This is a genomic window from Cupriavidus agavae, assembly GCF_004217045.1.
GTDB lineage: Bacteria > Pseudomonadota > Gammaproteobacteria > Burkholderiales > Burkholderiaceae > Cupriavidus > Cupriavidus agavae.
The window spans coordinates 856,675-882,111 of the sequence record NZ_SGXM01000001.1 but is presented as its reverse complement, the minus strand read 5'-3'; the positions used below and the strand labels follow the sequence as shown (position 1 = coordinate 882,111).

Genomic DNA, 25,437 nt, shown 5'->3' with positions numbered 1-25,437 from the left:
CGCGCCCGCGCTGGAACCCGCCAGGATCTCCGCCTCATGCCTCCGCTGCCACCGGTTCATTCGATCCGGACCAGGATGATCGTGCTGTTCATCGTCGTCACCACGACGACGCTGGGCGCATTCGGCGTGCACCGGCACTGGCTCTACCAGCAGGAGCTGGAACAGCGCTTCGAGCGGACCCGCATCGATGTGCTGGAGGGCCTGGCCCAGAGCCTGGCCGAGCCAACCTGGGCGCTCAACGTGGGCATCCTGCGCACGCGGCTCGATTCCACGCTGATCCACCCCGAGGTGGTGGAGGCGTGCGTGTTCTCGCCCGATGGCAAGGAAACCTACGCCACGGCCGGCCGCCCGGCCTATCGCGACGGCCCGCCCTGCGCGGCGGCCGGGGCCGACGACCTGCTGGGCCAGGTGGTGATCTATCCGCCGGACAATATCGACGCCGGGCGGCGCGAACTGTCGATCGGCAAGGCGGTGGTCCGTTTCAGCCGGCAGCCGATGCACCAGGCGCTGCGCGCCGCCATGATCCAGGGCCTGAGCGAGGTTGCGGCCATCGACGTGGTACTGGTGCTGCTGCTGACTTTCGGCCTGCGCATGGTCTTCCGCCCGCTGGAACACCTGCAGCGCGCGCTGTTCCAACTGGCCTCGCGCCACGGCGACGAGCCCGAGGAACTGGGCCGGATCGGCCGGCAGGAGTTCGACAGCGTGATCGACGGCTTCAACCAGGTGCTGCGCAAGCTCAAGCTGATCATCGCCGAGCGCACCGAGGCCGAGCTGACCGTGCGCGCCGCCATCCAGCGCAGCAACAACGCCTTCGCCCAGATCCAGGCCACCCAGGCCGAACTGATGGAGAAGAACCAGCAGCTCGAAACGCTCTCGCGCACCGACCAGCTGACCCGCGTGTTCAACCGCCGCTACCTGGACGAGGCCCTGATCGACGCGCTGGCCGGGCAAAGCGCATTCTCGATCATCCTGCTCGATGTGGACCGTTTCAAGTCGATCAACGACAACCATGGCCACCAGGTGGGCGACCGCGTGCTCGTCGAGATGGCCGAGCGCATCGTCGGAGCCAAGCGGCCCGCCGACATCGTCGGCCGCTGGGGCGGCGAGGAATTCCTGATCATCTGCCCCGACACGGGCCTCGAAGACGCCGCCGCGCAGGCCGAGACGCTCCGGCACGCCGTGGCGGCGCAGGATTTCTCGGTGATGGGGGCGATGACCGCCAGCCTGGGCGTGGCCAGCTACCAGCCGGGCGACACCATCCACGGCATGATCTCGCGGGCCGACCAGGCGCTGTATGAGGCCAAGCGCCGGGGGCGGAATCGGGTGCAGTCTGGAGAGGTTGACGCAGTCGTGACCTGACGCGCCATCTTGCTCCGCTCTCCCGTAGGGAGAGGGGAGCAAACACCCATGAACCTCAAAACGGCGCCCGATCCCCGCAAAGATGTGAAATCAGCAACCTTCCCGACACCGTCAGCCCGGCCGGGTCGCGCATGCCGATCAGCAGCGAGCGGCGCGCCCAGGCGTCCTGCAGCCCAACCAGCGCCAGCCCCATCGACTTGACGTGCGGCTCGGCCGCGATCCTCGGCAGCACGCCGACGCCGAGCCCGGCCATCACCATGCGGCACATCGCGTCGAAGCTGCGCACCTGGATGCGCAGCCGGAACTGGCGTTCCAGCCGGCTGGACTCTTCGAGCAGGCGCGCGGCCAGCGAGGTTACCTGCGGCAGGCTGACAAAATCGTATTCGAGCGCGTCGGCATAGTGCACCGCGCCCTGCTGCGCCAGCGGATGGCCCGGCGGCGTGATGATGACGAGTTCGTCCTGCCGGTATTCCACCGTCACCAGCCCGGTGCACGGCGTGCGGTCGGCAAAGATCCCGACGTCGGCGCGGTTCTCCATCAGCGCGGCCACGATGTCGCTGCTGTTGTGCTCTTCCAGCTCGATCCGGATGGTGGGATGCTGGCGCATGAACTGCGCCAGGTCGTCCGGCAGGAACTGCGTGATGGCCGAGGTGTTGGCGCAGACGCGCACCTGCCCGCGCACGCCCGAGGCGTAGTCGGACATCACGCCGGCCATGCGCTCCACGTCCTGCAGGATCGTCAGCGCGTGGTGGAAGCAGGCCTGCCCGGCCTCGGTCAGTTGCACGCCGGCGGCATGGCGGAAGAACAGCGGCGCGCCCACGGCGGTCTCCAGGTCCGAAATCCGCTTGCTGGCCGCCGCCACGGCCAGGTGCGACTGCCGCGCCCCGGCCGAGATGCTGCCCTGCCGGGCCACGGCCACGAACAGGCCGAGCGTGACGAGATCGAAGCGGGCGAGGTTCATGCCGTCACAGCGTGCGCCGGTCCATCACGGCGCGGGCGATGGTGCCCGCGTCCACGTATTCGAGTTCGCCGCCCACGGGCACGCCCCGCGCCAGCCGCGACACCTTGAGCCCGCGCGCCTTCAGCATTTCGCCGATGTAATGCGCAGTGGCCTCGCCCTCGCTCGTGAAATTGGTGGCCACGATCACCTCCGTGGCCGGACCGCCCGATTCGGGCTCGGTGGCCCGCGCCAGCAGGCGGTCAAGGTGGATTTCCTTCGGCCCGATGCCGTCGAGCGGCGAAAGCCGCCCCATCAGCACGAAATACTGGCCGCGATAGGTCAGGGTCTGCTCGATCATGACCTGGTCGGCCGGCGTCTCCACCACGCACAGCAGCGTGGCGTCGCGTTCCGGATCACGGCAGGTCTCGCAGATTTCCTGCTCGGTGAACGTGTTGCAGCGCGCGCAATGGCGGATGCCATCGGCGGCGCCACGCAGCGCGTCGCCGAGCTTGCGGGCGCCGTCGCGGTCGTGCTGCAGCAGGTGGTAGGCCATGCGCTGGGCCGATTTCGGGCCCACGCCGGGCAGCACCTTGAGCGCCTCGACCAGCGCCTGCAACGAGGTGGGCGGCGCCGCCTTCATCGAGGCACCGGCGCCGCCGGCGGGCGGGAGGCTTGCATCAGAACGGCAGCTTGAAGCCCGGGGGCAGCGGCAGGCCCGACGTCATCGAGCCCATCTTCTCCTGCGTGGTGGCCTCGGCCTTGCGCACGGCGTCGTTGAACGCGGCGGCCACCAGGTCTTCGAGCAGGTCCTTGTCGTCGGCCAGCAGGCTCGGATCGATCGTCACGCGCTTCACGTCGTTCTTGCAGGTCATCAGCACCTTCACGAGACCGGCGCCGGACTGGCCCTCGACCTCGATCTGGGCCAGCTGCTCCTGCATCTTCTTCATGTTGTCCTGCATCTGCTGGGCTTGCTTCATCAGCCCGGCCAGTTGACCTTTCATCATGGGATCACTCCTTGGGATATGCGAAATCTGTGTGGATGGATACGGGCGGCGCGCCTGGCTCAGGCGGCCGCCTCTGGAATATCAGGCGGCGCGCGGCTGGACCGAGCCCGGCACGATCTGTCCGCCGAACTCGCGCAGCAAACCCTGCACGAACGGATCGCGCTCGATCTCGGCTTCGGCCTCGCGCTGGCGTTCGGCGCGCGCCGCGGCGTCCACCGCCGCGGCGGTATGCGTAACCGCGCCAATCTCGCACTGCACGCGCACCTCGACGCCAAATTCCTCGTTCAGCGCGGCCTGCAGCCGCTCCGCGACGCTGGCCTCGGCAATGGCCGCCACCGGCACGCGCAGGTGCAGCGACCGGCCGACCACGCGATGCAGCTCGCTCTGCAGCGCCAGTTGCTGCGCCAGCCCCTTGAGCGGCAGGCGCGCGGCCAGCGTGGGCCAGTCGCCGGTGAAGATCGCCGGCGTGCCGTCATCGGCCGCGCTCGGCGCCACGGGCGGTACGGCGGGAGCCAGCGCCACGGCCGGCTCGGGTTCCGGCTCGGGCCTGCGGGCCTGCGCGGGCGCCGGGGCCGGCGGGGCACGACGGCCGCCGCGCGGCGCACGGTCGAAGCTCTCCGATTCGAAACCGTTGTCGAAACCGCCAAAATTTGGATCGAAGCCGGGGTCGTAGTCCTGGCCGATGCCGGGATCGGACTCATAGGGGCCGATCACGGGCAGGTCCGGCGGCATTTCCTCCCACGGCGGCACGTCGCCACTGCGCGCGGCCGGAGCGCCCGGGGCCGCAGGTTCGGCACGTGCGGCGGGTTCCGGAGCCGGCGCGGAAGGACGTGCAGCCGGCGCGGGACGGGCCGCAGCCTCGGGCGCCGGGGCCGCCACCGTTGCCGGGCGGGCCGCCGAGGGCGGACGCAACGGCTGGGCAGCCTGCCGCTGGGCAGCAGCAGCAGCGGCGCCGGCCATCGGCGGCGCACCCGCGCCTGCCGGGCGCGCACCGCCCTTGCCTGCCGATGCCTGTCGCGCGGCTTCCAGTGCGGCGCGGACCGGGGAATTCGGACGGCTGACCGCCGGCGCGGCAGCCGGGGCCGGGGCCTCGGATGCGACCGGTGCAGCCACCTGCGGCGGTGCGGCGCGGACCGGAGCCGGTTCCACCTTCGGCGTCACCGCAGGCGCCGGGCTGGCCACGGCTACCGGGGGTGCCGAGGGCGCCGGGGGTGCCGGGGATGCCGCAGGCGTGGCCACGGGCCGGGCCGGGGGCGTGGCAGCCGCCACCGGGGCCGCCGCCATCGCACGCGGCGCCGGGGCAGCCGGCGCACCGGCCGGACGCGGCCGCGCCGCTGGCTGGCCGCCCTGCCCGCCCACCGGCGTGGCCGGCGCGCTCGACGGACGGAACGCCAGCATGCGCAGCAGCGTCATCGTGAAGCCGGCGTATTCGTCCGGCGCCAGCGCAAGTTCGCCGCGTCCGAGGTTGGCAATCTGGTAGAAAAGCTGGATATCCTGCGCGTCGAACTGGCCAGCCAGCCGGCGCACGTCCTCGGCCTCGGGCCATTCGTCCTGCACCGATGCCGGCACCGCCTGCGCCAGCGCAATCTTGTGCAGCAGCGAGCCCAGATCCTGCAGCGCGCCCGCAAACGACAGGCTGCGGTCTGCCATCGCATCGGCAATGCCGATCATCGCGGCGCCATCCTCGGCGGCCAGTGCGTCCAGCAGTTGCACGAGGTAGCTCTGGTCGATGGCGCCGAGCATGCCACGCACGGCGTCTTCCGACACCTGGCCGGCACTGTAGGCGATGGCCTGGTCAGTCAGCGACAGCGCATCGCGCATCGACCCGTGGGCCGCCTGCGCCAGCAGGCGCAGCGCGCTGCCGTCGTGGGCGATGCCTTCCTGCCCGAGGATATGGTCCAGATGCGAGACGATATGCCCCGGCGGCATCTGCTTGAGATTGAACTGCAGGCAGCGCGAGAGCACGGTGACCGGAATCTTCTGGGGATCGGTCGTGGCCAGGATGAACTTGACGTGCCCGGGCGGCTCCTCCAGCGTCTTGAGCATCGCGTTGAAGGCGTGGTTGGTCAGCATGTGCACTTCGTCGATCATGTAGACCTTGAAGCGGCCCACCGACGGCGCGTAGACAGCCTTGTCCAGCAGTTGCGCCATTTCGTCGACGCCCCGGTTCGAGGCCGCGTCCATCTCGATATAGTCGACGAACCGGCCGCTATCGATCTCGGTACAGGCCTGGCACTGGCCGCAGGGCTGGGCGGTGATGCCGCCGCTGCCGTCGGGGCCGGTGCAGTTGAGCGCCTTGGCCAGAATGCGGGACAGCGTGGTCTTGCCGACCCCGCGCGTGCCGGTGAACAGGTAGGCGTGGTGCAGCCGCTGCTGTTCCAGCGCGTGCGTGAGCGCGCGGACCACGTGCTCCTGGCCGACCAGCGTGGTGAAATCCCGTGGGCGCCATTTGCGCGCTAGAACTTGATAACTCATGGCGGCGATTGTAGCAAAAGGCGGACCCGAGCAACCGCGCGCCAGCCGCCATCGCCCAATGAAAAAGCCCCGCCATGCCAGGCGGGGCTCATCCTGCCGCAGGCAGCCCGGGCGGGCCGCCGCGCGTCAGTGGATCACCATCAGCGTGAACGGATAGACGTACGCCTGCAGCGTCACGAACAGGCCCACCATGACCGCCAGCACGACCGAGTGGAAGAACACGTAGCGCAGGATCTCGCCCTCGTGCCCGTACCACTTGGTGGCCGTGGACGCCACCACGATCGACTGGGCGTCGATCATCTTGCCCATCACGCCGCCCGAGCTGTTGGCCGCGGCCATCAGCGTCGGCGACAGCCCAAGTTGCTCGGCGGTGGTCTTCTGCAGCCCGCCGAACAGCACGTTCGACGCGGTGTCCGAACCCGTCAGCGCCACCCCCAGCCAGCCCAGCATCGTGCCGAACAGCGGATAGAACACCCCGGTCTGGGCGAAAGCCAGGCCCAGCGTGGCGTCCAGCCCCGAGTAGCGCGTCAGGTAGCCGATACCGAACATGGCGCAGATCGTCAGCAGAGAATAGCGCACGAGCTTGATCGTCTCCCAGTACTCCTTGAGCAGGCGCGGCACCGTGTAGCCCATCAGCAGGCCACCGACCAGCGCCGACACCAGGATGCCGGTGCCCGCCATCGACAGCACGTTGAAGTTGAAGACCGCGCCTTCGGCGATTTCCTTCGGCACCACGGGCGGGCCCTTGATGATGGCCTTGTCGAGCCCCGGAATCGAATATTTCCAGGCCCAGAGGCCGTCCATCAGCTTCTTGAACTCCGGCACGCCCCAGACGAACACGAACACGGTCAGGATCACCCACGGCATCCACGCCTTGACGACCGAGATATTGACCGCCGCGGCGTTGGCCTTGGCCTCGGCTTCGAGCGCCTCGGGGTGGTCGACCTTGGAATCGTCATGACGGCCCAGGATGCGGGTCGACGTCCAGATCTCCTTCGGATGCCAGACCTTCAGGAACATCGTCAGGCAGCCCATCGAAATCAGCGCCGAGATCACATCCACGAGCCACGGGCCATGGAAGTTGGACACCAGGAACTGCGGCACCGCAAAGCTGACGCCCGCCACCAGGATGGCCGGCCAGATCGCCAGCATGCCCCGGAAGCCTGCAAAGGCCCAGATCAGCCAGAACGGCACCAGCACCGAGAAGAACGGCAGTTGCCGCCCGATCATCGCCGACAGTTGCACCTGGTCGATGCCGGTCACCGACGACAGGCCGATGATCGGCGCGCCAAGTGCACCAAACGCCACTGGAGCCGTATTGGCGATCAGCGCCAGACCCGACGCGGCCAGCGGCGAGAAGCCCAGCCCGATCAGGATGGCGCCGGTCACGGCCACCGGCGTGCCGAAGCCGGCCGCGCCCTCGAAGAACGCGCCGAAGCTGAATGCCACCAGCAGCAGTTGCAGGCGGCGGTCCTCGGTCACGCCCGAGATCGAGTTCTGCAACACCTTGAATGACCCGTTCAGCGTGGTCAGCCGGTGCAGGAAGATGATGTTGAGGACGATCCACCCGATCGGGAACAGACCGGACACGATGCCGAAACCGGCGGCCTTGCCGGCCATCTCGACCGGCATGCCGAACACGAAGGCCGCCACCGCCACGCCCACGACCAGCGCCAGTCCGGCCGCCAGGTGCGCCTGCATATGGAAGAACGCCAGCGCCGCAAGCAGCACGGCCACCGGCACACCCGCGGCAATAGTGGACAACGCCATACTGCCGAGCGGGTCGTAAACTTGACTCCACACCACGATTGAATCCTCCTCTGGTTTGAATCGGCCGCGCGCCTCTGACGGGCTCGCTGTCGGCCGGCACTGCTCCGCCACGCGGCGCAAGGGCCGCGCGGGAGAGCAGAAAGGGGATTGTAAGGACGGGTTCCCGTCACTCGACCCTAAATCCTGTCAACATTGTCATGAACGGGATTCACGGATCAGGGTTTATGCGGGGGCAGGCTGGTGTCTCACAATCGTGGGGGCAGACTACTCCTTCAAACGGGTGTTTTCAGCTTCCGCTGGCATTGCCGCGCGCGCGCAGGCAGCGACCGAAACCTTCAGCCTTCAGCCGCACTCCCCTACATACCCGCAGTTCGCGCACTTCGCGCAGCCGTCCACCTTGTGCAGCGCGTGCGCTCCGCACTCGGGGCAGCGCTTGCCGGTACCAAGCCCGGTGGCGACCGAAGACGATGCCTGGCTGGGCCGCGCCAGCGTTACCGCCGCCTCGCCCCCATCCCGCCTTGCCAGCCGCGCGCCAAGTGCCTGCACCGGCACCTGACCGCCCTCGTCATCAAGGAACCCCCGCTTGATCAGAATCCGTTGCAGCGCATAGCTCAGCGCGGCCACCTCGGAGTCATGGAAGCGTGGCACCTCGGTGCCGTCCTGCCGCACCAGCGAGCCGTAGCGCACGGTGCCCTTGTCCCAGACCACGTTGCGCATGTCGGCCAGCGCCTTGGCGATCGGGCCGCCCGAACGGGCCACCATCGACAGCAGGCGCATCGTCGACGTGATCCACTGTTGCCCTTCCGAGCGCTGGCCGGCCGGCATGAAGAACTCGATCGGCCGCTCGATCGTCACGGGCTGGCCGTCGACAAAACCGGCCACGCGCATGAAATTCACGGTCAGGTAGACGGTCTTGTGCCCTTCGTAGGTCAGGTATTCGACCTTGGATGTCACCCCTTCCAGGTCGCCGAGCGGACGGCTGCCAAACGGGCGGACCAGCGGATCGTCGTCGGTGGGCTGCGCTGCCGGCGTGGCCGCCGGCGCGGCCGGCGCCGGTGCCACGGACAGCACCGCGCCCAGCACCTGGTTGGGACGGTACGTCGCCAGCCCCTTCAGCCCGGCCTTCCACGCTTCCAGATAGAGGTTGCGGAACGCCTCGTACGGATAGTCCTCGGGCACGTTCACCGTCTTGCTGATGCTGGTATCGATATAGGGCTGCACCGCTTCGAGCATCCGCATGTGATCGAGTGCCGACATCTGGAGCGCCGTGACGAAGCTCTCGGGCAATTGTTCGACATCGCCGCCCAGATGGCGATACAGCCGCCACGCGTGGTCCGCCACCTCGAAGGTGCGGTAGCTGTCGTCGGGCATGCGCTTGCGGCGGTTGTAGGTCCACGAGAACGCGGGCTCGATGCCGTTCGACGCGTTGTCGGCAAACGCCAGCGTGATCGTGCCCGTGGGCGCGATCGACAGCAGGTGCGAGTTGCGCAGGCCGTGTTCGGCAATGGCCTCGCGCACCGGCGCCGGCAGCCGGCTCACGAAGCCGCCGCGCAGGTAGGCGTCGGCATCGAACAGCGGGAAGCGGCCCTTCTCGTCGGCCAGTTCGACCGATGCCAGGAAGGCGTGGTCGCGCATCGTTTCGGAAATCCGCGCAGCCATCTGGCGCGCCGCGTCGGAGTCGTAGCGCAGGCCGAGCATCACCAGCGCGCTGCCCAGGCCAAGGAAGCCCAGGCCAATGCGGCGCTTGGCCTGCGCCTCGGCCTGCTGCTCGGGCAACGGCCAGAACGTCACGTCGAGCACGTTGTCGAGCATGCGCGTGGAGACGCGCACCACCTCGGCAAACGCCTCGAAGTCGAAGTTGGCGTCATCGGCAAACGGCTGGCGCACGAAGCGCGTCAGGTTGACCGACCCCAGGCAGCAGCAGCCATACGACGGCAGCGGCTGCTCGGCGCACGGATTGGTGGCCTCGATCCGCTCGCAGTAATAGAGATTGTTGTCGGCGTTGATGCGCGACAGGAACAGGATGCCCGGCTCGGCATGGTCGTAGGTGGCCTGCATGACCTGGTCCCACAGCCGGCGCGCCGCCACGCGGCGGTACACCCACTGGCCATCGTCGCGCCGGTAGGCGCCGGCCTCGATGGCATCCATGCCGGGCTCGGCCTCGTGGATCAGTTCCACTTCCTCGTCGGCTTCCACGGCGCGCATGAACTCGTCGGTCACGCCGATCGAGATGTTGAAGTTGCTGAGGTCGCCGCGATCCTTGGCGTGGATGAAGCTTTCGATATCGGGATGGTCGCAGCGCAGCACGCCCATCTGGGCCCCGCGCCGCGCGCCGGCAGACTCCACCGTGGCGCACGACGCATCAAACACCTTCATGAACGACACCGGCCCCGAGGCCCGCGAATGGGTGGCACGCACCAGCGCGCCGCCGGGCCGGATCGACGAGAAATCGTAGCCCACCCCGCCGCCGCGCCGCATGGTCTCCGCGGCCTGCGCCACGGCCGTGTAGATGCTCGGCTTGCCGTTCTTGCTCTCCGACACCGAGTCGCCCACCGGCTGCACGAAGCAGTTGATCAGCGTGGCCTGGATGCCGGTGCCGGCCGCCGAATTGATGCGTCCGGCCGGCACGAAGCCGTTTTCCAGCGCCCACAGGAAGCGGGCCGCCCACGTCTCGCGCTGCCCTTCGGGCTCAACCTCCGCCAGCGCCCTCGCCACCCTTCGGCGCACATCGTCAATGGACTGCTCTTCGCCCTTGGCGTATTTTTCCTGCAGCACTTCGATGGAGATGTCTTGCGGCACCAGGGCGCCACGGAGGATCTGGTCGTTTGCGTTCATGCCCAACCTGTCTGGATGAGATCGTCAATGAGTCGAATGGCTGAAATTTGCCGTCCGCCATGCTGCCAGCATGGCCGCGCACCACCCCGGTGTCAGATCAAAAGCCCATCAAGAAACATCGCATAACAACGAAATTCCGACCCCCGTCTCAGGTTGGGTTACAATGCCGGTCGGACGGGCCTCCTCGCATGGCGGCGCGGTCAACCTGGTCAGGTCGGGAACGAAGCAGCCACAGCCGTTTTCCGCCAGTGCCGAGGGTCAGGCTCGTCCCCCTTCCTGTTTTTTCTGTGTGTTTCCTGCGGGTTCTCCGCGTGATTTCCCAAAGTTGTTGTCGGTGCCCGATGGATGGCGGGGACGCTTGCGTCCGCGCCGGCCTATTCTGCGCCCGATCCCACCTCAGAACAACGACCCTTGCTGCGACGTGGAAATCGGTTCCACCGGGCGTGGCGCGGCGCGCAGTTGGCTGGCGTCGATCCACTCTCCCGCCGCCGTGGCCACGCCGGCTTCGATTGGCTTGCCGGGGAACATCGGCTGGATGGCCGCCGCGTAGCGGGCCAGTTGGGCGCCATAGGCGGCATGCTCCTGCGGCAGCAGGCGCAGCTTGTAGTCCACGATGACCACGCGGTCGGCGAATTCCACGAGCCGGTCGATACGCAGCAGGCGCCCCCGGCCATCGTAGAGTTCGACTTCGTTGCGCGCCGACACCGCGTCACGCGGGAACAGCAGCGGCCGCAGCGCCGGCGCGGCCAGCATGGTGCGGAGGTCCGCCAGTGCCGCGTGCGCCTGGTGCTGCCAGCGCTCGCGGGCCTGCGGGGCGCCGGCGCCCGCCAGCGGGAACCAGCGCATCACCGTGTCCGCATCGGGCACCGCCGCGTGGGCGTCGGGGTAGCGGGTCACGCGTTCGAGCAGCGCGTGCACCAGTTCGCCATGGGCGGCCGCGGCGGCATCGAACACGAATGCTTCGGCGTCTTCGCCGGAAGCGGCCTCGAAATCGGTCTCGGAAACTGCTTGGGCAACGTCAGCCGCCCCGCGATAGCGCAGCCGGAAATCGGTGTAGCGTACGGCCTCGCTGACCGGCGACAACGGATCGACGTGGGCGACATCGGCCTCCGGATAGGCGCTGACCTCGTCGCCCACGCCTGCCGCCGCCAGCCGCACATACCAGCTTCCGGCGATCTCGGCGCCGGCCTCCTCCGCCGACTTGCTCGCGCGGCCCTTCACGCCGCTGACCAGCAGCCCCTGCTGCGCGCGGGTCATCGCCACGTAGAGCAGGTTCCAGTTCTCGCGCTCGGCCAGCGCCGCCTCGGCGTCGAACATCGGCGCCCGCGCCAGCCCGCGCTCGCTGCGCTTGCCGTAGGCCGAGAAATGCCGGGGCACCGCCGACGCCGGCGGCCAGTCCACCAGGATGCCGCCCCGGTCGGCCGCCGGATTGCTGTGGTTGGCATCGAGCAGGACCACGAACGGCGCCTCAAGCCCCTTGGCCGCGTGCACGGTCAGGATGTGCACCGCGTCCAGCTGCGTATCACCACCCTCGCCACCCTCGGCGCCGCCGTCCTCGGGCTCGCCGTCCTCGGCGCCATCGGCCATGCCTCCTTCGTCAGGACTCTCGTCTTCGTCGCCCCGGCGGATCTCCTGCAGTTCGTCGATGAACTTCGGCAGGCTCGGATACCGTCCCCCGTCGAGGTCGAGCGACAGCTTCAGGAAGGCATCGAGATTGGCCAGCACCTGCTCGCGGATGGCCGACGGCGCCGCCTCGGCATAGCGCCGGCGCACCTCGCCCTGATGGTAGATATGGTCGATCAGGTCGTGCACGGGCCGGTGTGGCGCCAGCGCCAGCCATTGCCGCAGCCGGGCCACGCCATGGCGCAGCGCGTCGGACCCATGTTCGGGCAGCCCGGCCGCCACGATGCGCGCCCACCAGCCGCCCTCGCCTTCCAGTCCGGCCAGCAGCAACAGGTCATCGTCGGTGGCGCCGACGATCGGGCTCTTGAGCACGTGCGCGAGATCGAGGTCGGATTCCGGCGTCATCAGGAACGCCAGCAGCGCCGAGACGTCGAGCGCCTCCAGCGTGGTCAGCAGCCCGCCGCGCCGGGGGCTCAGGCACGGGATGCCGGCCTCGCGCAGCGCGCGCTCGTAGTCGGGCAGATAGGTCTTGCGGCGCACCAGCAGGTGCATGTCGCGCCAGCAGGCGCGGCGCTCGCCGTCGCCCTCGCGTACCGGCACCTGATCGCGCAGATAGTGCAGCCACGCGGCCACGCGGCGGCCTTCCTCATAGCGCAGCGAATCGCCCTGCTGGCGGCGCGGCTGGGTCAGCGTGTCGCGGTGGCCGTCGCCGGGCGCTTCCCCCGCATCGTCCACGGCTTCGTCGGGCTCCACCAGCGGCAGCACCCAGACCGGACCGCCCGGCTGCGCCAGCGCCGTGGTCTGCGTCTCGTAGAGCGGATAGCGCCCCTCCGCGCGGGCATGGTCGAACACCGCGTTGACCCAGTCCAGCACCTCGGGCCGGTTGCGGCGCGTACGGTTGGTGCGCAGCACGGTGGCGCCGAACTGGGCCTGGAGCATCTCCCGCGCGGCGTCGAACAGACGCGCGTCGGCGCGGCGGAAGCGGTAGATCGACTGTTTCGGATCGCCCACCAGGAACACCGTGGGCTTGTCGCCCAGGCCCTGGTAGCCGGCCAGCCAGCCCTGCAGGATGCGCCATTGCAGCGGGTTGGTGTCCTGGAATTCGTCGAGCAGCAGGTGCCGGTAGCGCGCATCGAGCCGCACCTGCAGGTAGGTGGCGGTTTCCTCGTCGGCCATCAGCTTCGCGGCCAGCCATTCGAGGTCGGCAAAGTCCATCGCGCGCTGCTCGCCCTTGTAGCGGTGATAGCGGTCCAGCAGCGCGTTGCCGAGCCGGTACAGCGCCAGGTTGATGGCCAGCACCGCGGCCTCGCAGCGCCGCGCGGCGATCTGGTCCAGCCGGGCGCAGTGGGACGCCATGCAGGCCACCAGTTCGTCGGCGCCGGACTCGCTGCCGCAGACCTTGACCAGCGCGCTGGTGCGCTTCATGGCGCGCGGCTTGCCGGCATCGGTAAAGAACGCGCTGCGCAGCAGGTCGAACGCCCGCGTGGCGGCGTCGCCAGCTTCGGCGCCGGCCTCGCGCCAGTCGCGGATGGCGCTCAGCCCGTCCTGGAGCCGCGTGGCATGGCCTTGCTCGGTCTTGCCGCCGCGCCCCAGTGTCTGGGCCAGCCGCGCGCATTCGTCGAGCCAGTCGGCATCGGCCAGCGCGCCGACCAGTACGTCAGACGTGGCATCTTCGCCAAGATCGTCGGCCAGCAGCCGGGCCGGCTCGCCGGCCTCGCGGAACGCCATCCATTCGTTACGCGCGTGGAACATGCGGTCCAGCAGCCCGCGCGCCTGGAAATCGCCGATTGCATCGACCAGTTGCTCGTAATCCTGACGCAGGTCGGCATGCTGCGGATGGGCCAGCGCGCGCCAGAACGGCGCCCAGGCCTCGCGCTTCATGCGCAGCGCGTCCTCGCGCAGCGAGGCGCCCGGCACGATGCCCGACGACAGCGGCGCGCCGCGCAGCAGCGTGCCGAACCAGCCGTGGAACGTGTCGATGGCCATGCGGCCCGGCGATGCCAGCACCTGCGCGTGAAGCTGGCGCGCCCGCGGCACGGCGGCCCGCGCCGCGTCGGGCGCCAGGCCGCGCATCTCCAACTGGGCAAGTACGGCTTCGTCGCTGCCGCTGGCGAGCTGCGACAGCACCTCCAGCAGCCGTTCGCGCATTTCCTCGGCGGCCTTGCGCGTGAACGTGATGGCCAGAATCTCGTGCGGCGCGGCGCCGGCCAGCAGCAGCCGCACCAGGCGCGCCACCAGCAGCCAGGTCTTGCCGCTGCCGGCGCAGGCTTCCACCACCACCGAGCGCGCCGGATCACAGGCCGCACGCGTGAAGTCGGCCTCGCCAACGGGCTGGCCGTCGCGCTGGTAGGCGTGGATCGAGGGGCTGGCGGTCATGACTTCAGATCCGGCAAGGCGGTGGATTCCCAGAAACCCTTGCGGCACAGGCCGCGGGCTTCGCAATAGGTACAGGCAGCGGCGTCGCCAAACGCGGGCAGCTTCGCGCCTTCGCGCAGGCGGCCCACGTCCTGCCGCAACTGGCGTTCCAGCCAGGTGACGGCGGCCTGGAACTCGGGCAGGTCGACCTCGCGCTGCGCACCGGGCGCGCTGTCGCGGCCGCCCTGCTTCACCCCTTCGAGCGCCACCCAGCTGCCGGCCACGGCATCGGCGCGCAGCAGGCCGTAGAACGCCAACTGGCAGTCTTCCTCGGCATCGCCCACCTTGCGGCGCAGGCGGCTGGCCGGCTGCGTCTTGTAGTCGAGCACCGCGTGGCTGCCATCGGGGCCCTTGTCGAGCCGGTCGATCCGCCCGCCCAGGCGCAGCGGATGGCCATCGGGCATCGCCATGTCCACGCCGGCGTCGAACTCGCCGCCACGCCAGTGCCAGCCCATGTCCTCGCGCGCCCCCTGCCAGGCCACGTACGACGGCAGCACCTCGCACCATCGGCGGTAATAGCTGATCGCGTTGCCATCCTCGGCCATCTGGCGGCCGAACACGGTGTCCGAGATCTCGCGCAGCCGCGCCAGCCGCTTCGCATCGCTACGCTCGCCGCTGGCGTGGATTTCCTCGTGGTACTGCAACAGCACGCGGTGCAGCAGGTTGCCGATGTCGCGCTTTTCGAGGTCGTCGTTGAGCGTTTCCAGCCCGGCCAGGCCCAGCATGCGGCCGGCAAAGAACTGGTAGGGGCAGCGCCGCAGCATGTTGTAGGCGGCCGCGCTCCAGCGGGCCGGCACGCGCTCGGGCGCCGAGGGCGCGGGCATGTAGCCGGGCTGCGCGAAGGTGTCGAGCCACTGCGGCGCGGCGCTGGCCTCGATCGGCGCGCCGGCCCGCGCGCAGCAGGCCGACAGCCGCTCGATCCAGCCCGACACATGGTGCGGCTCTCCCCGGCTGCCAAAGCGCTGCCAGGTCAGCACCACGTCATCGTTGTTGAGCAGCACCTCGGCCAGGTCGCGCGCCTGCTGGGCGAAGCGCGCCTCGCGGTCTTCCAGGCCCAGTTCGCGGCGCATCTGGTTCGAGAAGAACATCAGCTCGGCGGCGCGCGACGGCAGTTGCGCATCATCGCAGCCCACCACCACCACGCCCTCGAAGCGGCGCATCCGCGCGCCGTTGAGCGGCAGTATCGTGATGCGCGCCTGGCTCTGCGCGCCGGGCTCCTTGTAGGCCACCGATTCGAGCAGCGCGGACAGCATCGCGCGGAATTCCTGCTGGTTCAGCGTGGCGCCGCCGGTTTCCTCGTTGCCGGGTTCGCCAAGTTCGCCCAGCCGCGCCAGCGCGTCGAGCAGTTGCTGGCCGGCATCGTCACCGGCCAGCGCGGCGCGCATGCCCAGCGTGTCCAGCATCGCGTCGAGCCGGCCGAGCCACATCGCCAGCGGCTGCTGGGCATGGCCGCGCGGCCATTGCGCGGCCTCGTCGGCCAGCGTGGCGATCAGCGCGCGGGCGGCGGCGCGGATGTCGAGCATCGCGTCGCTGGCCGCCACGGTGTCGGCGTCGACCACGGTGCCCGGCTCCCCGGTGCGCGGGCGCTCGGCAAACAGATGGCGCAGCCGCGCCCAGCCCCCGGTGACGCCATCGCGCCGGATCTGGCGCTCCATCAGCGCGATGGCCGCGCCGCGATGCCCGGCATCGGGCAGGCAGAACGGACTCTTGAGCAGGTCCAGCAGCGCGGCGGTGTCGCCGTCGCGCACCAGCACGTCGAACCAGCGCATCAGCGCGGCGGCGGCGCGCGTGGTGGAGAGCTTCCAGCCGGTTTCGTCGCGTACCGGCGCGCCGGCCCGCATCAGCAGCGCCCGCGTGCGCCGCGCCACCACGCGGTCGTGCGCCACCAGCGCCACGTGCTGGCGGCCCTCGTTGAGCCATTGCACGAGCTGGGCGGCGGCGGCCGCTGCCTCGTCCTCGAAGCGCGCGGCGCCGATCACCCGCACGCGCGGCCGGGCCTCGGGCAGGTCCGGGGACGGCATGAGCGGCAACGCGGCCGGGCGGCTGCCGCCATCCTCGCCGGATTCCTCGCCCGGTTCCTCGCCATCGGCCGCGCGGCGTGCCTCGGGCCACAGCGCCAGCAGCGTGCGGTACCAGTCCCCGTCATCGGCGTCAGCGCCAGTCCAGTCGTAGCCGATCTCGACGGTCGGCACCAGCTCGCCGGCCTGGCGCAGGAAAGCGGCTTCGATGGGCTCGGGCGGCGTCGGGCCGATCCAGAGCACCGGTCCCGGCACCATCAGCGCCAGCCGCTGCAGCGCGCGGCGCCGCGTGGGCAGCGGATCGTCGGGCCCCGACAGCATCTGCCAGAACGCCAGCACGATCTGCGCCTCCTGCCCCAGGAACCGCTCGGACAGGTGGGCGTAGGTGCGTTGCAGCGCGCCCTGCAGCAGCGCGGCGCGGTCGTCGCCGTCGATGTCGTCGTCCTCGCGGATCGCATCGTCCTCCAGCCAGCGCGCGCTCAGTTCATCGCTGATCGACAGCAGCGTCTGCGCCAGCCCCCAGGCCGCGCCTTCGGTCTGGGCGCCGAACGCCTGGCGCAGCCAGTCCTGCGCCCGGATGGCCTGCTGCACGGCCAGCAGCCGGGCCGCATGGCTGCGCGCGGGCAGCGGTTCGGCGGCGAGATCGGGCGGGAGGTCCAGCAGCCAGTGGCCGAGCGTCAGCACGCGCGGCAGCAGGCGCGGCTGGCCGGCGGCGCGGGCGGCGGCGTCCAGCGCCTGGCGCACGCCCGGAATCTGCGCCGCCGTCGGCACCACGACATGCGCCGCCGCCGCGGTGGGGCCGCAGCGGTCGAGGAAGTACCACGCGGCGGTGGCGGCCTGGTCGAGGAACGACGGGCCGGGAGGGAACGAGAGCCGGGTCATGGATCGGAAAGACGGCCACGCGCCCCGGGGCGACCCGGCGCCCCGCGGCACGCAGGGAACATCAGTTGTCGTCGGCGCCGCGCTCCAGGCGGGCACGCAGCTCGCGGGCGGTTTCCATCAGGCCTTCGTAGCCGGAGCGGGCGTGCTCGGGCAGGTCGGGGTCGCCGATCAGCGTGCCCAGCGTCTCCATCACGCTGTAGACCAGCCCCTTGGCGGCGCCGGTGGCGATGCTGTCGGATTCGACGGCGGTGGACAGGTGTGCCAGCGCGTCGCTCAGGTGGTCGGCATCGGGACCCTGCGGCGCGCCAGCGGCGTCGGGCAGGTTGCGCTCGGCGGGCTCGGGCGTTCCGGGGTTGCCGGTGTCGGGCTTGCTGGAATCGGGCGTCATGGTGATTTGCCTTGGGTCGGGGATTGCGGGATGTCCGCGCTCGTCATTCTACGCGGGCCGTCAAATGCGCCTTCAGAAGCATTCTAGACCATGCCCCGGGGTTTCCCTGCCCGGTAAATCCCGCCCTTTTCCATTCCCGCCTGCTGCTGCGCAGCACACAATAACTCCGATAGGGGATGCGATTGAGCGCGTCTCTCGGTCCCATAGAAACTATTATCGGCAGGAGCCTCGGCCATGCGCTTGAATTCCGGCAAGCTGGTAACATATCGACGCCAAGGGCCCGCGTGGCAGCATGCCAGGCCCGTCCGGCGGAACAGTTCGATTGCGTGTAAGGTAGCGGTACCGCCCCACGCCAGCATTCCGCCTTCACCCATTGCGCCTTCGCCATCCAGCGTAAAAGCGAAAACAGAGGTTCTCCGCCATGAGCGATCAAATCAAGTATGTGAGCGACGCATCGTTCGAAGACGACGTTCTCAAGTCCGACAAGCCCGTCCTGCTCGACTTCTGGGCGGAATGGTGCGGCCCCTGCAAGATGATTGCGCCGATCCTCGACGAAGTGGCCCGCGACTACGGCGACAAGGTCCAGATCGCCAAGATCAACGTGGACGAGAACCAGCAGGTGCCGGCCAAGTTCGGCATCCGCGGCATCCCGACGCTGATCCTGTTCAAGAACGGCGAAGTGGCCGCCCAGAAGGTGGGCGCGCTGTCCAAGTCGCAGCTGACCGCGTTCCTGGACGCCCAGGTCTAACCTGCCGCCCGCGCCGGGACGCCAGCGTCCCGGCCCAGCACGCTCCGGCCTCGCGTGCGCCAGCTCTGGCGCGCCGGCCGGATTGTGCTAAGATGCGATCCAACAACTTCCCCGAGCGTTCGCTCATTCTTCCCCCTTCTCCAAGGTCTTGCCCGTCCGGGCCCTTCTGTACCCCTTGTCTATGCACCTGACAGAACTCAAATCGCTTCACGTGTCTGCGCTTCTCGAAATGGCGGCAACGCTCGAGATCGACAACGCACAACGGATGCGCAAACAGGAACTGATGTTTGCGATCCTGAAGAAGCGCGCCAAGATGGGCGAAACCATCTACGGAGACGGCACGCTGGAAGTACTGCCCGACGGCTTCGGTTTCCTGCGCTCGCCGGAAACGTCGTACCTGGCCAGCACGGACGATATCTATATCAGTCCCTCGCAGATCCGCCGCTTCAACCTGCACACCGGCGACTCGATCGAAGGTGAAGTGCGCACGCCCAAGGACGGCGAGCGCTACTTTGCGCTGGTCAAGGTGGACAAGGTCAACGGGCAGCCGCCCGAGGCGGTGAAGAACCGCATCATGTTCGAGAACCTGACGCCGCTGCACCCGAACCGGCCGCTCCAGCTTGAACGTGACATCCGTGCCGAGGAAAACATCACCGGCCGCATCGTCGACATGATTGCCCCGATCGGCCGCGGCCAGCGCGCGCTGCTGGTGGCCTCGCCGAAGTCCGGCAAGACCGTGATGCTGCAGCACATCGCCCACGCGATCGCCAACAACCATCCGGAAGCTGACCTGTTCGTGCTGCTGATCGACGAGCGCCCGGAAGAAGTGACCGAAATGCAGCGTTCGGTGCGCGGCGAGGTGGTGGCGTCGACGTTCGACGAACCGGCCATCCGCCACGTGCAGGTGGCCGAAATGGTCATCGAGAAGGCCAAGCGCCTGGTGGAACTGAAGCGCGACGTGGTCATCCTGCTGGACTCGATCACGCGCCTGGCGCGCGCCTACAACACGGTGGTGCCGGCCTCGGGCAAGGTGCTGACCGGTGGTGTCGACGCCAACGCGCTGCAGCGCCCGAAGCGTTTCTTCGGCGCCGCGCGTAACCTGGAAGAAGGCGGTTCGCTGACCATCATCGCCACGGCGCTGATCGAAACCGGCAGCCGCATGGACGACGTGATCTACGAAGAGTTCAAGGGCACCGGCAACATGGAAGTGCACCTGGAACGCCGCCTGGCGGAAAAGCGCGTCTATCCGGCCATCAACCTGAACAAGTCGGGCACGCGCCGCGAGGAACTGCTGATCAAGCCGGAAATCCTCCAGAAGATCTGGATCCTGCGCAAGTTCATCTCGGACATGGACGAAGTCCAGGCCATGGAATTCATCCTCGACAAGATGAAGCCGACGAAGAACAACGCGGAGTTCTTCGACATGATGCGCCGCGGCGGCTGATCGGGCCGGTTGCGATGCACGCGGAAAGGCGTACCCTGCGGGTGCGCCTTTTTTCTTTCCGGCCGTCCGGGAACGCCAATTTCTAGCGAAATTACGATGTTCGGCAAACTGTCCAGCTTCCTCCGCGCCCGTTCCCGCGAGCGCAAGCTCGCCCAATACGCCATTCCCGATGCCTTGTGGACGCAGACCGTGGCGGCGCTGCCGTTCGTGCAGCGCTATGGCAGCGACGATCTCGCCAGACTGCGCGAGCTGGCCACGCTGTTCATCGCCAGCAAGGAATACTCCACCGCGCACGAACTGGAGCTGACCGATGAAATGGTGGTCAGTGTGGCCGTGCAGGCCTGCGTGCCAGTGCTGAAGCTCGGCATCGAGTGGTACCGCGGCTGGCATGGCATCGTGTTGTACCCGGGCGAGTTCCTGATCCGCAAAACAGTCGAGGACGACATCGGGCTGGTGCATGGGGTGGAGGAGGAAGCCAGCGGCGAAGCCTGGGAGCACGGCCCGGTGATCCTCTCCTGGCCCGACGTGCACACGCCCGGCACCGGCCTGGCGTCCGACCCGGCCCTGCCGGCCGACACCTACAACGTGGTGATTCACGAGTTCGCCCACAAGCTCGACATGCTGGACGGCGAGGCCGATGGTGTACCGCCCTTCTCGCGCGTGCTCCATCCCGACATCGACGCCGAGGCGTGGGCGGAAACCCTGCTCGAAGAGTACGACCGCTTCGCCGACGCCTGCGAGCAGGTGCCGGACGCTGACTGGGATCATCCGGGACGCCTCCCGCCGGCGCTCCAGGTCATCGATCCGTACGGTTGCGAGGCGCCGAGCGAGTTTTTTGCCGTGGCATCCGAGACATTTTTCGTCGAACCGGGCGGCTTGCGCGAGCATTGGCCGGCCCTCTACGAGGCCCTGGCCCGTTTTTACCGGCAGGACCCTGCCCGGGTGACGCGGGAAAGTGCCTGATAAATAACTTTATCCGGGCCGCAACACACGTGCCGCGCACCCCCACGCGGAAGGCCCCAAGTTCTTGTTTTTCTGCCATAATCCCGGTTTGCCCGTAATCGGCAAGTGGTTCGTTCGCCGCCAGCGTCCTGGTACGCTGCAACAGCGCGAAGCGGACTGGCTACCCAACCTGAAAGGAAGCACCATGAAAGAAGGCATTCACCCGAATTACCGTGAAGTCGTGTTCCACGACATGTCCAGCGACTTCAAGTTCGTGACGCGCTCGACGATCCAGACCAAGGACACGATCGAACACGAAGGCAAGACCTACCCGCTGGCCAAGATCGAAGTGTCGTCGGAATCGCACCCGTTCTACACCGGCCAACAGAAGATCATGGACACGGCTGGCCGCGTCGAGAAGTTCCGCCAGAAGTTCGGCAGCAAGCTGGGCGCCAAGAAGTAAAACGCGCCGCGCGACCGAGCTTATTGCCGCGCCTGCCGGGACAGATGCTCCTGCAGCGCGCGACCTGACAAAGAGGCAGCATCGGCTGCCTCTTTGCATTTGTGGCCCACAATAGCGGTTTGCGCACTGCTGTGGGTTGCCGCCACGTCCTACCGCCGATGTCCCAAGCCAAGACCACGCCCGTTCACCTGACCGCCGCCGCCACGGGGGCCCTGCCGCGCTACCTGCTGCTGGCGATCTGCATCATCTACGGACTGACCGGCCTGTTCGGCCGCGATCCGTGGAAGAACGAGGACGCCGCCGGCTTCGGCGTGATGTGGCAACTGGGCACCGGCGGCGTGCAGGACTGGCTGATGCCGAACATCGTCGGCCGGCCCTATAGCGAGGACGGCCCGCTGGTGTTCTGGATCGGCGGGCTGATGATCCGGCTGTTCGGCGGCTGGCTGGGCGCCCCCGATGCCGCGCGCCTGGCCACGGCGCTGTTCTACTTCGGCACCTGCGCCTTCATCTGGTATTCCACCTACCTGCTGGGCCGCCGCGAGGAGGTGCAGCCGTTTGCGTTCGCGTTCGGCGGCCAGCCTGACGCCCGCTCGTACGGCCGCGCGCTGGCCGATGGCGCGCTGCTGATCTTCCTGGCCTGCGTGGGCCTGGCGATGCGCGGCCACGAGACCACGGCGCAGGTCGGCCAGGTCTGCTTCATCGCCATGATGCTGTACGGCCTGGTGCGCAGCCTCGACATGCCCGTGCAGGGCAGCCTGTGGTTTGGCGTGGGGCTGGGGGCGCTGTGCCTGGCCAGCGGGCCGCTGCTGGCCAGCTCGCTGCTGCTGGCCACGATCATTGCCGGCCTGGTCTGCCAGCCGCTGCCGCTGCGCCGCCTCCTGCCGATCGGAATGGGGCTGGCGGTGGCCATGGTGGCGGCGTGGCTGGCCGCCACCTATTTCGGCGCCACGACCACCGACGATGCCGTCGCGTTCATCCGCGAATGGGCCCGCTACGACCGCCGCGCCTACGGGCCGCCCTCGTGGCAGACCGGCGGCTTCATTGCCCGCAACTTCTTCCTCTACACCTGGCCGGTCTGGCCGATCGCCGCGTTCGCGTGGCTGTCATGGCGCGGCATGCGCCGGGCCGCCCACGTGTCCGTGCCGCTGGTGCTGCTGGCGATGCTGTTCCTGCTGCTGGTGCTGCAGCGCAGCCCCGGCGACGTGCAGTTCATCCTGCTGCTGCCCCCGATGGCCATCCTGGCGGCGTTCGCGCTGCCCACGCTGCCGCGCGCCGCGATCAACGCCGTGGACTGGTTCGCGTTGCTGTTCTTCACGATCTTCGGCGGCACGGTCTGGTTCATGTGGATCGCCAAGACCACCGGCTGGCCGCCCAAGATCGCCGCCAACGTATTCCGCCAGATTCCGGGCTTCCAGCACACGTTCACGGTCAGCGCCGTGATCATTGCGCTGGTGGTGACGCTGGCGTGGGTGCTGGTGGTGCGCTGGCGGCTGTCGCGCGCGCCCAAGCAGATCTGGCGTCCGGTGGTGATCTCGGCGGCCGGTACGACGCTGATGTGGGTCATGGCGATGACGCTGTGGCTGCCGTCGATCAACTACGGCAAGACCTACCGCGACGTGGCCCAGGCTGCCGCGCTGGCCCTGCCGCCGACGTACCGCTGCGTGCAGCCGATCCGCATGGGCAATGCGCAGCTGGCGTCGTTCGCCTATTTCGGCCATATCCGCTTCGGCGGGCCGGAGGACGAGTGCGATGTCCTGCTGCGGCACGATGCGGTGGACTACGGCGCACCGGGCAACCTGTCGCATTTCGAGTGGCGCCTGATCTGGGAAGGCCGGCGCCCCGCCGACCGCGACGAGCGCTTCCGCATGTACCAGCTCGTCGAGCGGTCGGCCGTCAAGCCGGTCCGCCCACCGGTGCAGCGCCGCCTGCCGCGCCAGTAGGCGCCGCCGCGCCAGCCCGCCCCCGCCTGCATGGGTCCCGGCCCGTGCAGGATGCCCGCGCCCGGGCACCCTCCTGATCCCGATCGACAATAACAATGAGCAGCGCGCTGCAGGACCTTCGACGCATCATTACCCTGGCCGCACCGGTGCTGGTGGGCCAGCTTGCCGTGGTGGCCTTCGGGGTCATCGACACCATCATGGCCGGCCGCTCGTCGGCCGCCGACCTGGCCGCCGTGGGGCTCGGCGGCTCGATCTATGTCACCGTCTATATCAGCCTGATGGGCGTGCTGCAGGCGCTGGCACCGATTGCCGGCCAGCTCTATGGCGCGGGCCGTACCGCCGAGATCGGCGTGGAAGTGCGCCAGGCGGCGTGGCTCGGCGTGGCGCTGGCCGTGCCAGGCATGCTGTTGCTGCTGTTCCCGGAGCCGCTGCTGGCGTTTGCCAAGGCGCCGCCCGAGCTGGTGGACAAGGCCTCGCGCTACCTCCATATCGTGGCGTTCGGGTTGCCCGCGGCGCTCGCCTTCCGGGTCTACATGGCGCTGAACAACGCGCTGTCGCGACCGATCATGGTGACCATGCTGCAGATCGGCGGGCTGATCCTGAAGGTGCCGCTCAACGCCTGGTTCATCCATGGCGGCTTCGGCATCGCGGCCATGGGGGGGCCGGGCTGCGCGCTGGCCTCCACGATCATCAGTTGGCTCTGGTGCGGCGTGGGGCTCTGCATCCTGCGGTTCGACCGCACCTACCTTCCGCTCGAGATTTTCACGCGCTGGGAGTGGCCGCGCCGCGACCGTATCGTGCCGATGCTGCGGCTGGGCGTGCCGATGGGACTGACCTACCTGATCGAGATCACGTCGTTCACGCTGATGTCGATCTTCATCACGCGGCTCGGCACCGAGGTGCTGGCCGGGCATCAGATTATCGCCAATCTCGGCGCGGTGGCTTACATGATGCCGCTGTCGCTGTCGATCGCCACGTCGACGCTGGTGGCCCAGCACCTTGGCGCCCGCGACCGCGCCGGCGCCCGGCGGCTTGGCTGGCGCGGCATCCGCTTTGGCGCCGCGCTGGCGCTGGTGACGGGCGCCGCGCTATGGCTGCTGCGCGAGCCCGTGCTCAATGCCTATGTGAAAGACCCGGCTGTCGTGGCCAAGGCCCTGCCGCTGATGCTGTTCGTGGCGTTCTACCAGGCCTTCGACGCCATCCAGGTCATGACCGGCTTCGTGCTGCGCGCCTACAAGATCGCGCTGATCCCGACGCTGATCTACGCGGCCTCGCTCTGGGGCGTGGGACTCGGCGGCGGCTATGTGCTGGGGTTCGGGCTGCTCGACTGGATGCCGGCCTTCACGCGCGGCGCAGCAGGCTTCTGGCTGGCCAACAGCGTCAGCCTGGCGATCGCTGGCGGCCTGCTGGTGGGGTATTTCAGAAAGGTGAGTCGGACTGCCTGAAATGCCAATTCCCCTCTCCCGCAAGGCGGGAGAGGGGAGAACGAGGACGAAAAAAAAGCCTGCTTGCGCAGGCTTTTTCAAAGTTTGGCGGAGCGGACGGGGCTCGCCTACATGCTGCAGGCCGCGGATTCGCTTGCAAGCGAATCCCTTCTCGCCCCGCCGGGAGCTGCGCAGGCAGCTCCCTCCGCTCCTTATGGATGAAAAAAAAGCCTGCTTGCGCAGGCTTTTTCAAAGTTTGGCGGAGCGGACGGGGCTCGAACCCGCGACCCCCGGCGTGACAGGCCGGTATTCTAACCAACTGAACTACCGCTCCAATTCTGCTTGGCGCCTGGAGCAAGCGCTCCGGACAGCCACTGGACGTTTGATTACGCCCATTGTCTGGCGTCCCCTAGGGGATTCGAACCCCTGTACTCACCGTGAAAGGGTGATGTCCTAGGCCTCTAGACGAAGGGGACAGAAATCTGTTGCAAGCAACGTTTCCGTCTACTGCTGCGAAGTCGGCTATTCTAGCAGAACTTTCGCATTTCCAGGTACCTTTTTTACTGCTTCGATACCTGTTCGAAACCTTGGTGGAGCTAAGCGGGATCGAACCGCTGACCTCTTGCATGCCATGCAAGCGCTCTCCCAGCTGAGCTATAGCCCCCGATACTGCTGGAACACATAATCGACGATCCTTGCGGGCCATCATTATGTTTTCGATTTTTCAGGACTTTGAATCCAGTCCCGGGTAAATCGGAAAAGTGATT

At 68.4% G+C, this 25,437-nt stretch carries 16 protein-coding genes, 3 tRNA genes and 1 other RNA gene; 8 read left to right on the top strand and 12 right to left on the bottom strand.

The features are described from left to right. Positions 1 to 36 precede the first annotated feature (36 nt). On the top strand, positions 37 to 1,359 hold the full coding sequence (locus EV147_RS04045) for a GGDEF domain-containing protein (RefSeq protein ID WP_130389811.1): 1,323 nt from the start codon (positions 37 to 39) through the stop codon (positions 1,357 to 1,359). Between the two features lie 55 nt (positions 1,360 to 1,414). Here the strand turns inward: EV147_RS04045 and EV147_RS04040 are convergent, their stop codons facing one another. From EV147_RS04040 to EV147_RS04015, 6 genes are all read right to left on the bottom strand, one after another. Next, the gene (locus EV147_RS04040) at positions 1,415 to 2,320 is read right to left on the bottom strand and encodes a LysR family transcriptional regulator (protein WP_130389810.1); all 906 of its coding nucleotides are present in this window, start codon (positions 2,318 to 2,320) and stop codon (positions 1,415 to 1,417) included. 4 nt (positions 2,321 to 2,324) lie between these two features. Next, entirely contained in the window at positions 2,325 to 2,939 is a 615-nt protein-coding gene (gene recR, locus EV147_RS04035) for a recombination mediator RecR (RefSeq protein ID WP_130389809.1), read from the bottom strand. Positions 2,940 to 2,976: 37 nt separating this feature from the next. After that, positions 2,977 to 3,303 (bottom strand): YbaB/EbfC family nucleoid-associated protein, encoded by a 327-nt coding sequence (locus EV147_RS04030; RefSeq protein WP_092594129.1) that lies wholly within the window; start codon positions 3,301 to 3,303, stop codon positions 2,977 to 2,979. Between the two features lie 81 nt (positions 3,304 to 3,384). Next, positions 3,385 to 5,778 carry a DNA polymerase III subunit gamma/tau gene (locus tag EV147_RS04025; RefSeq protein ID WP_130389808.1) on the bottom strand — a complete coding sequence of 798 codons (2,394 nt, stop codon included), beginning with the start codon at positions 5,776 to 5,778 and terminating at the stop codon, positions 3,385 to 3,387. A 126-nt stretch (positions 5,779 to 5,904) separates the two neighbouring features. Beyond that, on the bottom strand, positions 5,905 to 7,581 hold the full coding sequence (locus tag EV147_RS04020; protein WP_130389807.1) for an L-lactate permease: 1,677 nt from the start codon (positions 7,579 to 7,581) through the stop codon (positions 5,905 to 5,907). Between the two features lie 309 nt (positions 7,582 to 7,890). Beyond that, positions 7,891 to 10,383, bottom strand: a complete 2,493-nt coding sequence (locus EV147_RS04015; RefSeq protein ID WP_130389806.1) for an adenosylcobalamin-dependent ribonucleoside-diphosphate reductase — start codon at positions 10,381 to 10,383, stop codon at positions 7,891 to 7,893. Between the two features lie 173 nt (positions 10,384 to 10,556). Between EV147_RS04015 and ffs the strand changes: the two genes are divergently transcribed. Next, positions 10,557 to 10,655: signal recognition particle sRNA small type (ffs, locus tag EV147_RS04010), an RNA gene on the top strand. Positions 10,656 to 10,779: 124 nt separating this feature from the next. On the opposite strand, the gene EV147_RS04005 is transcribed toward ffs, so the two are convergent. The 3 genes from EV147_RS04005 to EV147_RS03995 all read right to left on the bottom strand — a co-directional run bounded on the left by EV147_RS04005 (position 10,780) and on the right by EV147_RS03995 (position 17,709). Continuing rightward, positions 10,780 to 14,382 carry a UvrD-helicase domain-containing protein gene (locus EV147_RS04005; protein ID WP_130389805.1) on the bottom strand — a complete coding sequence of 1,201 codons (3,603 nt, stop codon included), beginning with the start codon at positions 14,380 to 14,382 and terminating at the stop codon, positions 10,780 to 10,782. Next, complete coding sequence (locus tag EV147_RS04000; RefSeq protein WP_130389804.1) at positions 14,379 to 17,321, bottom strand: PD-(D/E)XK nuclease family protein; 2,943 nt, start codon at positions 17,319 to 17,321, stop codon at positions 14,379 to 14,381. Before EV147_RS04000 ends, EV147_RS04005 begins: the two co-directional genes overlap by 4 nt. Before the next feature lie 61 nt (positions 17,322 to 17,382). Beyond that, on the bottom strand, positions 17,383 to 17,709 hold the full coding sequence (locus tag EV147_RS03995) for a hypothetical protein (RefSeq protein ID WP_235844600.1): 327 nt from the start codon (positions 17,707 to 17,709) through the stop codon (positions 17,383 to 17,385). Positions 17,710 to 18,130: 421 nt separating this feature from the next. Between EV147_RS03995 and trxA the strand changes: the two genes are divergently transcribed. The 6 genes from trxA to EV147_RS03965 all read left to right on the top strand — a co-directional run bounded on the left by trxA (position 18,131) and on the right by EV147_RS03965 (position 24,691). Next, complete coding sequence (gene trxA / locus EV147_RS03990; protein ID WP_130389803.1) at positions 18,131 to 18,457, top strand: thioredoxin TrxA; 327 nt, start codon at positions 18,131 to 18,133, stop codon at positions 18,455 to 18,457. Between the two features lie 181 nt (positions 18,458 to 18,638). Beyond that, positions 18,639 to 19,901 (top strand): transcription termination factor Rho, encoded by a 1,263-nt coding sequence (gene rho, locus EV147_RS03985; RefSeq protein ID WP_109580698.1) that lies wholly within the window; start codon positions 18,639 to 18,641, stop codon positions 19,899 to 19,901. 96 nt (positions 19,902 to 19,997) lie between these two features. Further along, the gene (locus tag EV147_RS03980) at positions 19,998 to 20,864 is read left to right on the top strand and encodes a M90 family metallopeptidase (RefSeq protein ID WP_130389802.1); all 867 of its coding nucleotides are present in this window, start codon (positions 19,998 to 20,000) and stop codon (positions 20,862 to 20,864) included. 184 nt (positions 20,865 to 21,048) lie between these two features. Beyond that, positions 21,049 to 21,306: a type B 50S ribosomal protein L31 gene (locus EV147_RS03975; protein WP_130389801.1), complete on the top strand. Its 258-nt coding sequence runs from the start codon at positions 21,049 to 21,051 to the stop codon at positions 21,304 to 21,306. Between the two features lie 158 nt (positions 21,307 to 21,464). Next, a complete protein-coding gene (locus EV147_RS03970; protein WP_130389800.1) occupies positions 21,465 to 23,246 on the top strand; it encodes an ArnT family glycosyltransferase in 1,782 nt (593 codons plus the stop codon). 95 nt (positions 23,247 to 23,341) lie between these two features. Continuing rightward, positions 23,342 to 24,691 carry an MATE family efflux transporter gene (locus EV147_RS03965; protein WP_130389799.1) on the top strand — a complete coding sequence of 450 codons (1,350 nt, stop codon included), beginning with the start codon at positions 23,342 to 23,344 and terminating at the stop codon, positions 24,689 to 24,691. A gap of 236 nt (positions 24,692 to 24,927) precedes the next feature. On the opposite strand, the gene EV147_RS03960 is transcribed toward EV147_RS03965, so the two are convergent. From EV147_RS03960 to EV147_RS03950, 3 genes are all read right to left on the bottom strand, one after another. After that, positions 24,928 to 25,004: transfer RNA gene (locus EV147_RS03960), tRNA-Asp, on the bottom strand. A gap of 66 nt (positions 25,005 to 25,070) precedes the next feature. Continuing rightward, a tRNA-Glu gene (locus tag EV147_RS03955) sits at positions 25,071 to 25,146 on the bottom strand. Positions 25,147 to 25,258: 112 nt separating this feature from the next. Beyond that, positions 25,259 to 25,334, bottom strand: a tRNA-Ala gene (locus EV147_RS03950). Between the last annotated feature and the right edge of the window lie 103 nt (positions 25,335 to 25,437).

Excerpts from the sequence above, each read along its gene's own strand:
- trxA (WP_130389803.1), top strand. The coding sequence starts at position 18,131 with ATGAGCGATCAAATCAAGTATGTGAGCGACGCATCGTTCGAAGACGAC.
- EV147_RS04015 (WP_130389806.1), bottom strand. The coding sequence starts at position 10,383 with ATGAACGCAAACGACCAGATCCTCCGTGGCGCCCTGGTGCCGCAAGAC.
- EV147_RS03975 (WP_130389801.1), top strand. The coding sequence starts at position 21,049 with ATGAAAGAAGGCATTCACCCGAATTACCGTGAAGTCGTGTTCCACGAC.
- EV147_RS03970 (WP_130389800.1), top strand. The coding sequence starts at position 21,465 with ATGTCCCAAGCCAAGACCACGCCCGTTCACCTGACCGCCGCCGCCACG.
- EV147_RS04045 (WP_130389811.1), top strand. The coding sequence starts at position 37 with ATGCCTCCGCTGCCACCGGTTCATTCGATCCGGACCAGGATGATCGTG.
- EV147_RS03995 (WP_235844600.1), bottom strand. The coding sequence starts at position 17,709 with ATGACGCCCGATTCCAGCAAGCCCGACACCGGCAACCCCGGAACGCCC.
- EV147_RS04000 (WP_130389804.1), bottom strand. The coding sequence starts at position 17,321 with ATGACCCGGCTCTCGTTCCCTCCCGGCCCGTCGTTCCTCGACCAGGCC.
- EV147_RS04005 (WP_130389805.1), bottom strand. The coding sequence starts at position 14,382 with ATGACCGCCAGCCCCTCGATCCACGCCTACCAGCGCGACGGCCAGCCC.
- EV147_RS04030 (WP_092594129.1), bottom strand. The coding sequence starts at position 3,303 with ATGATGAAAGGTCAACTGGCCGGGCTGATGAAGCAAGCCCAGCAGATG.
- EV147_RS03965 (WP_130389799.1), top strand. The coding sequence starts at position 23,342 with ATGAGCAGCGCGCTGCAGGACCTTCGACGCATCATTACCCTGGCCGCA.
- rho (WP_109580698.1), top strand. The coding sequence starts at position 18,639 with ATGCACCTGACAGAACTCAAATCGCTTCACGTGTCTGCGCTTCTCGAA.
- EV147_RS03980 (WP_130389802.1), top strand. The coding sequence starts at position 19,998 with ATGTTCGGCAAACTGTCCAGCTTCCTCCGCGCCCGTTCCCGCGAGCGC.
- EV147_RS04040 (WP_130389810.1), bottom strand. The coding sequence starts at position 2,320 with ATGAACCTCGCCCGCTTCGATCTCGTCACGCTCGGCCTGTTCGTGGCC.
- recR (WP_130389809.1), bottom strand. The coding sequence starts at position 2,939 with ATGAAGGCGGCGCCGCCCACCTCGTTGCAGGCGCTGGTCGAGGCGCTC.
- EV147_RS04025 (WP_130389808.1), bottom strand. The coding sequence starts at position 5,778 with ATGAGTTATCAAGTTCTAGCGCGCAAATGGCGCCCACGGGATTTCACC.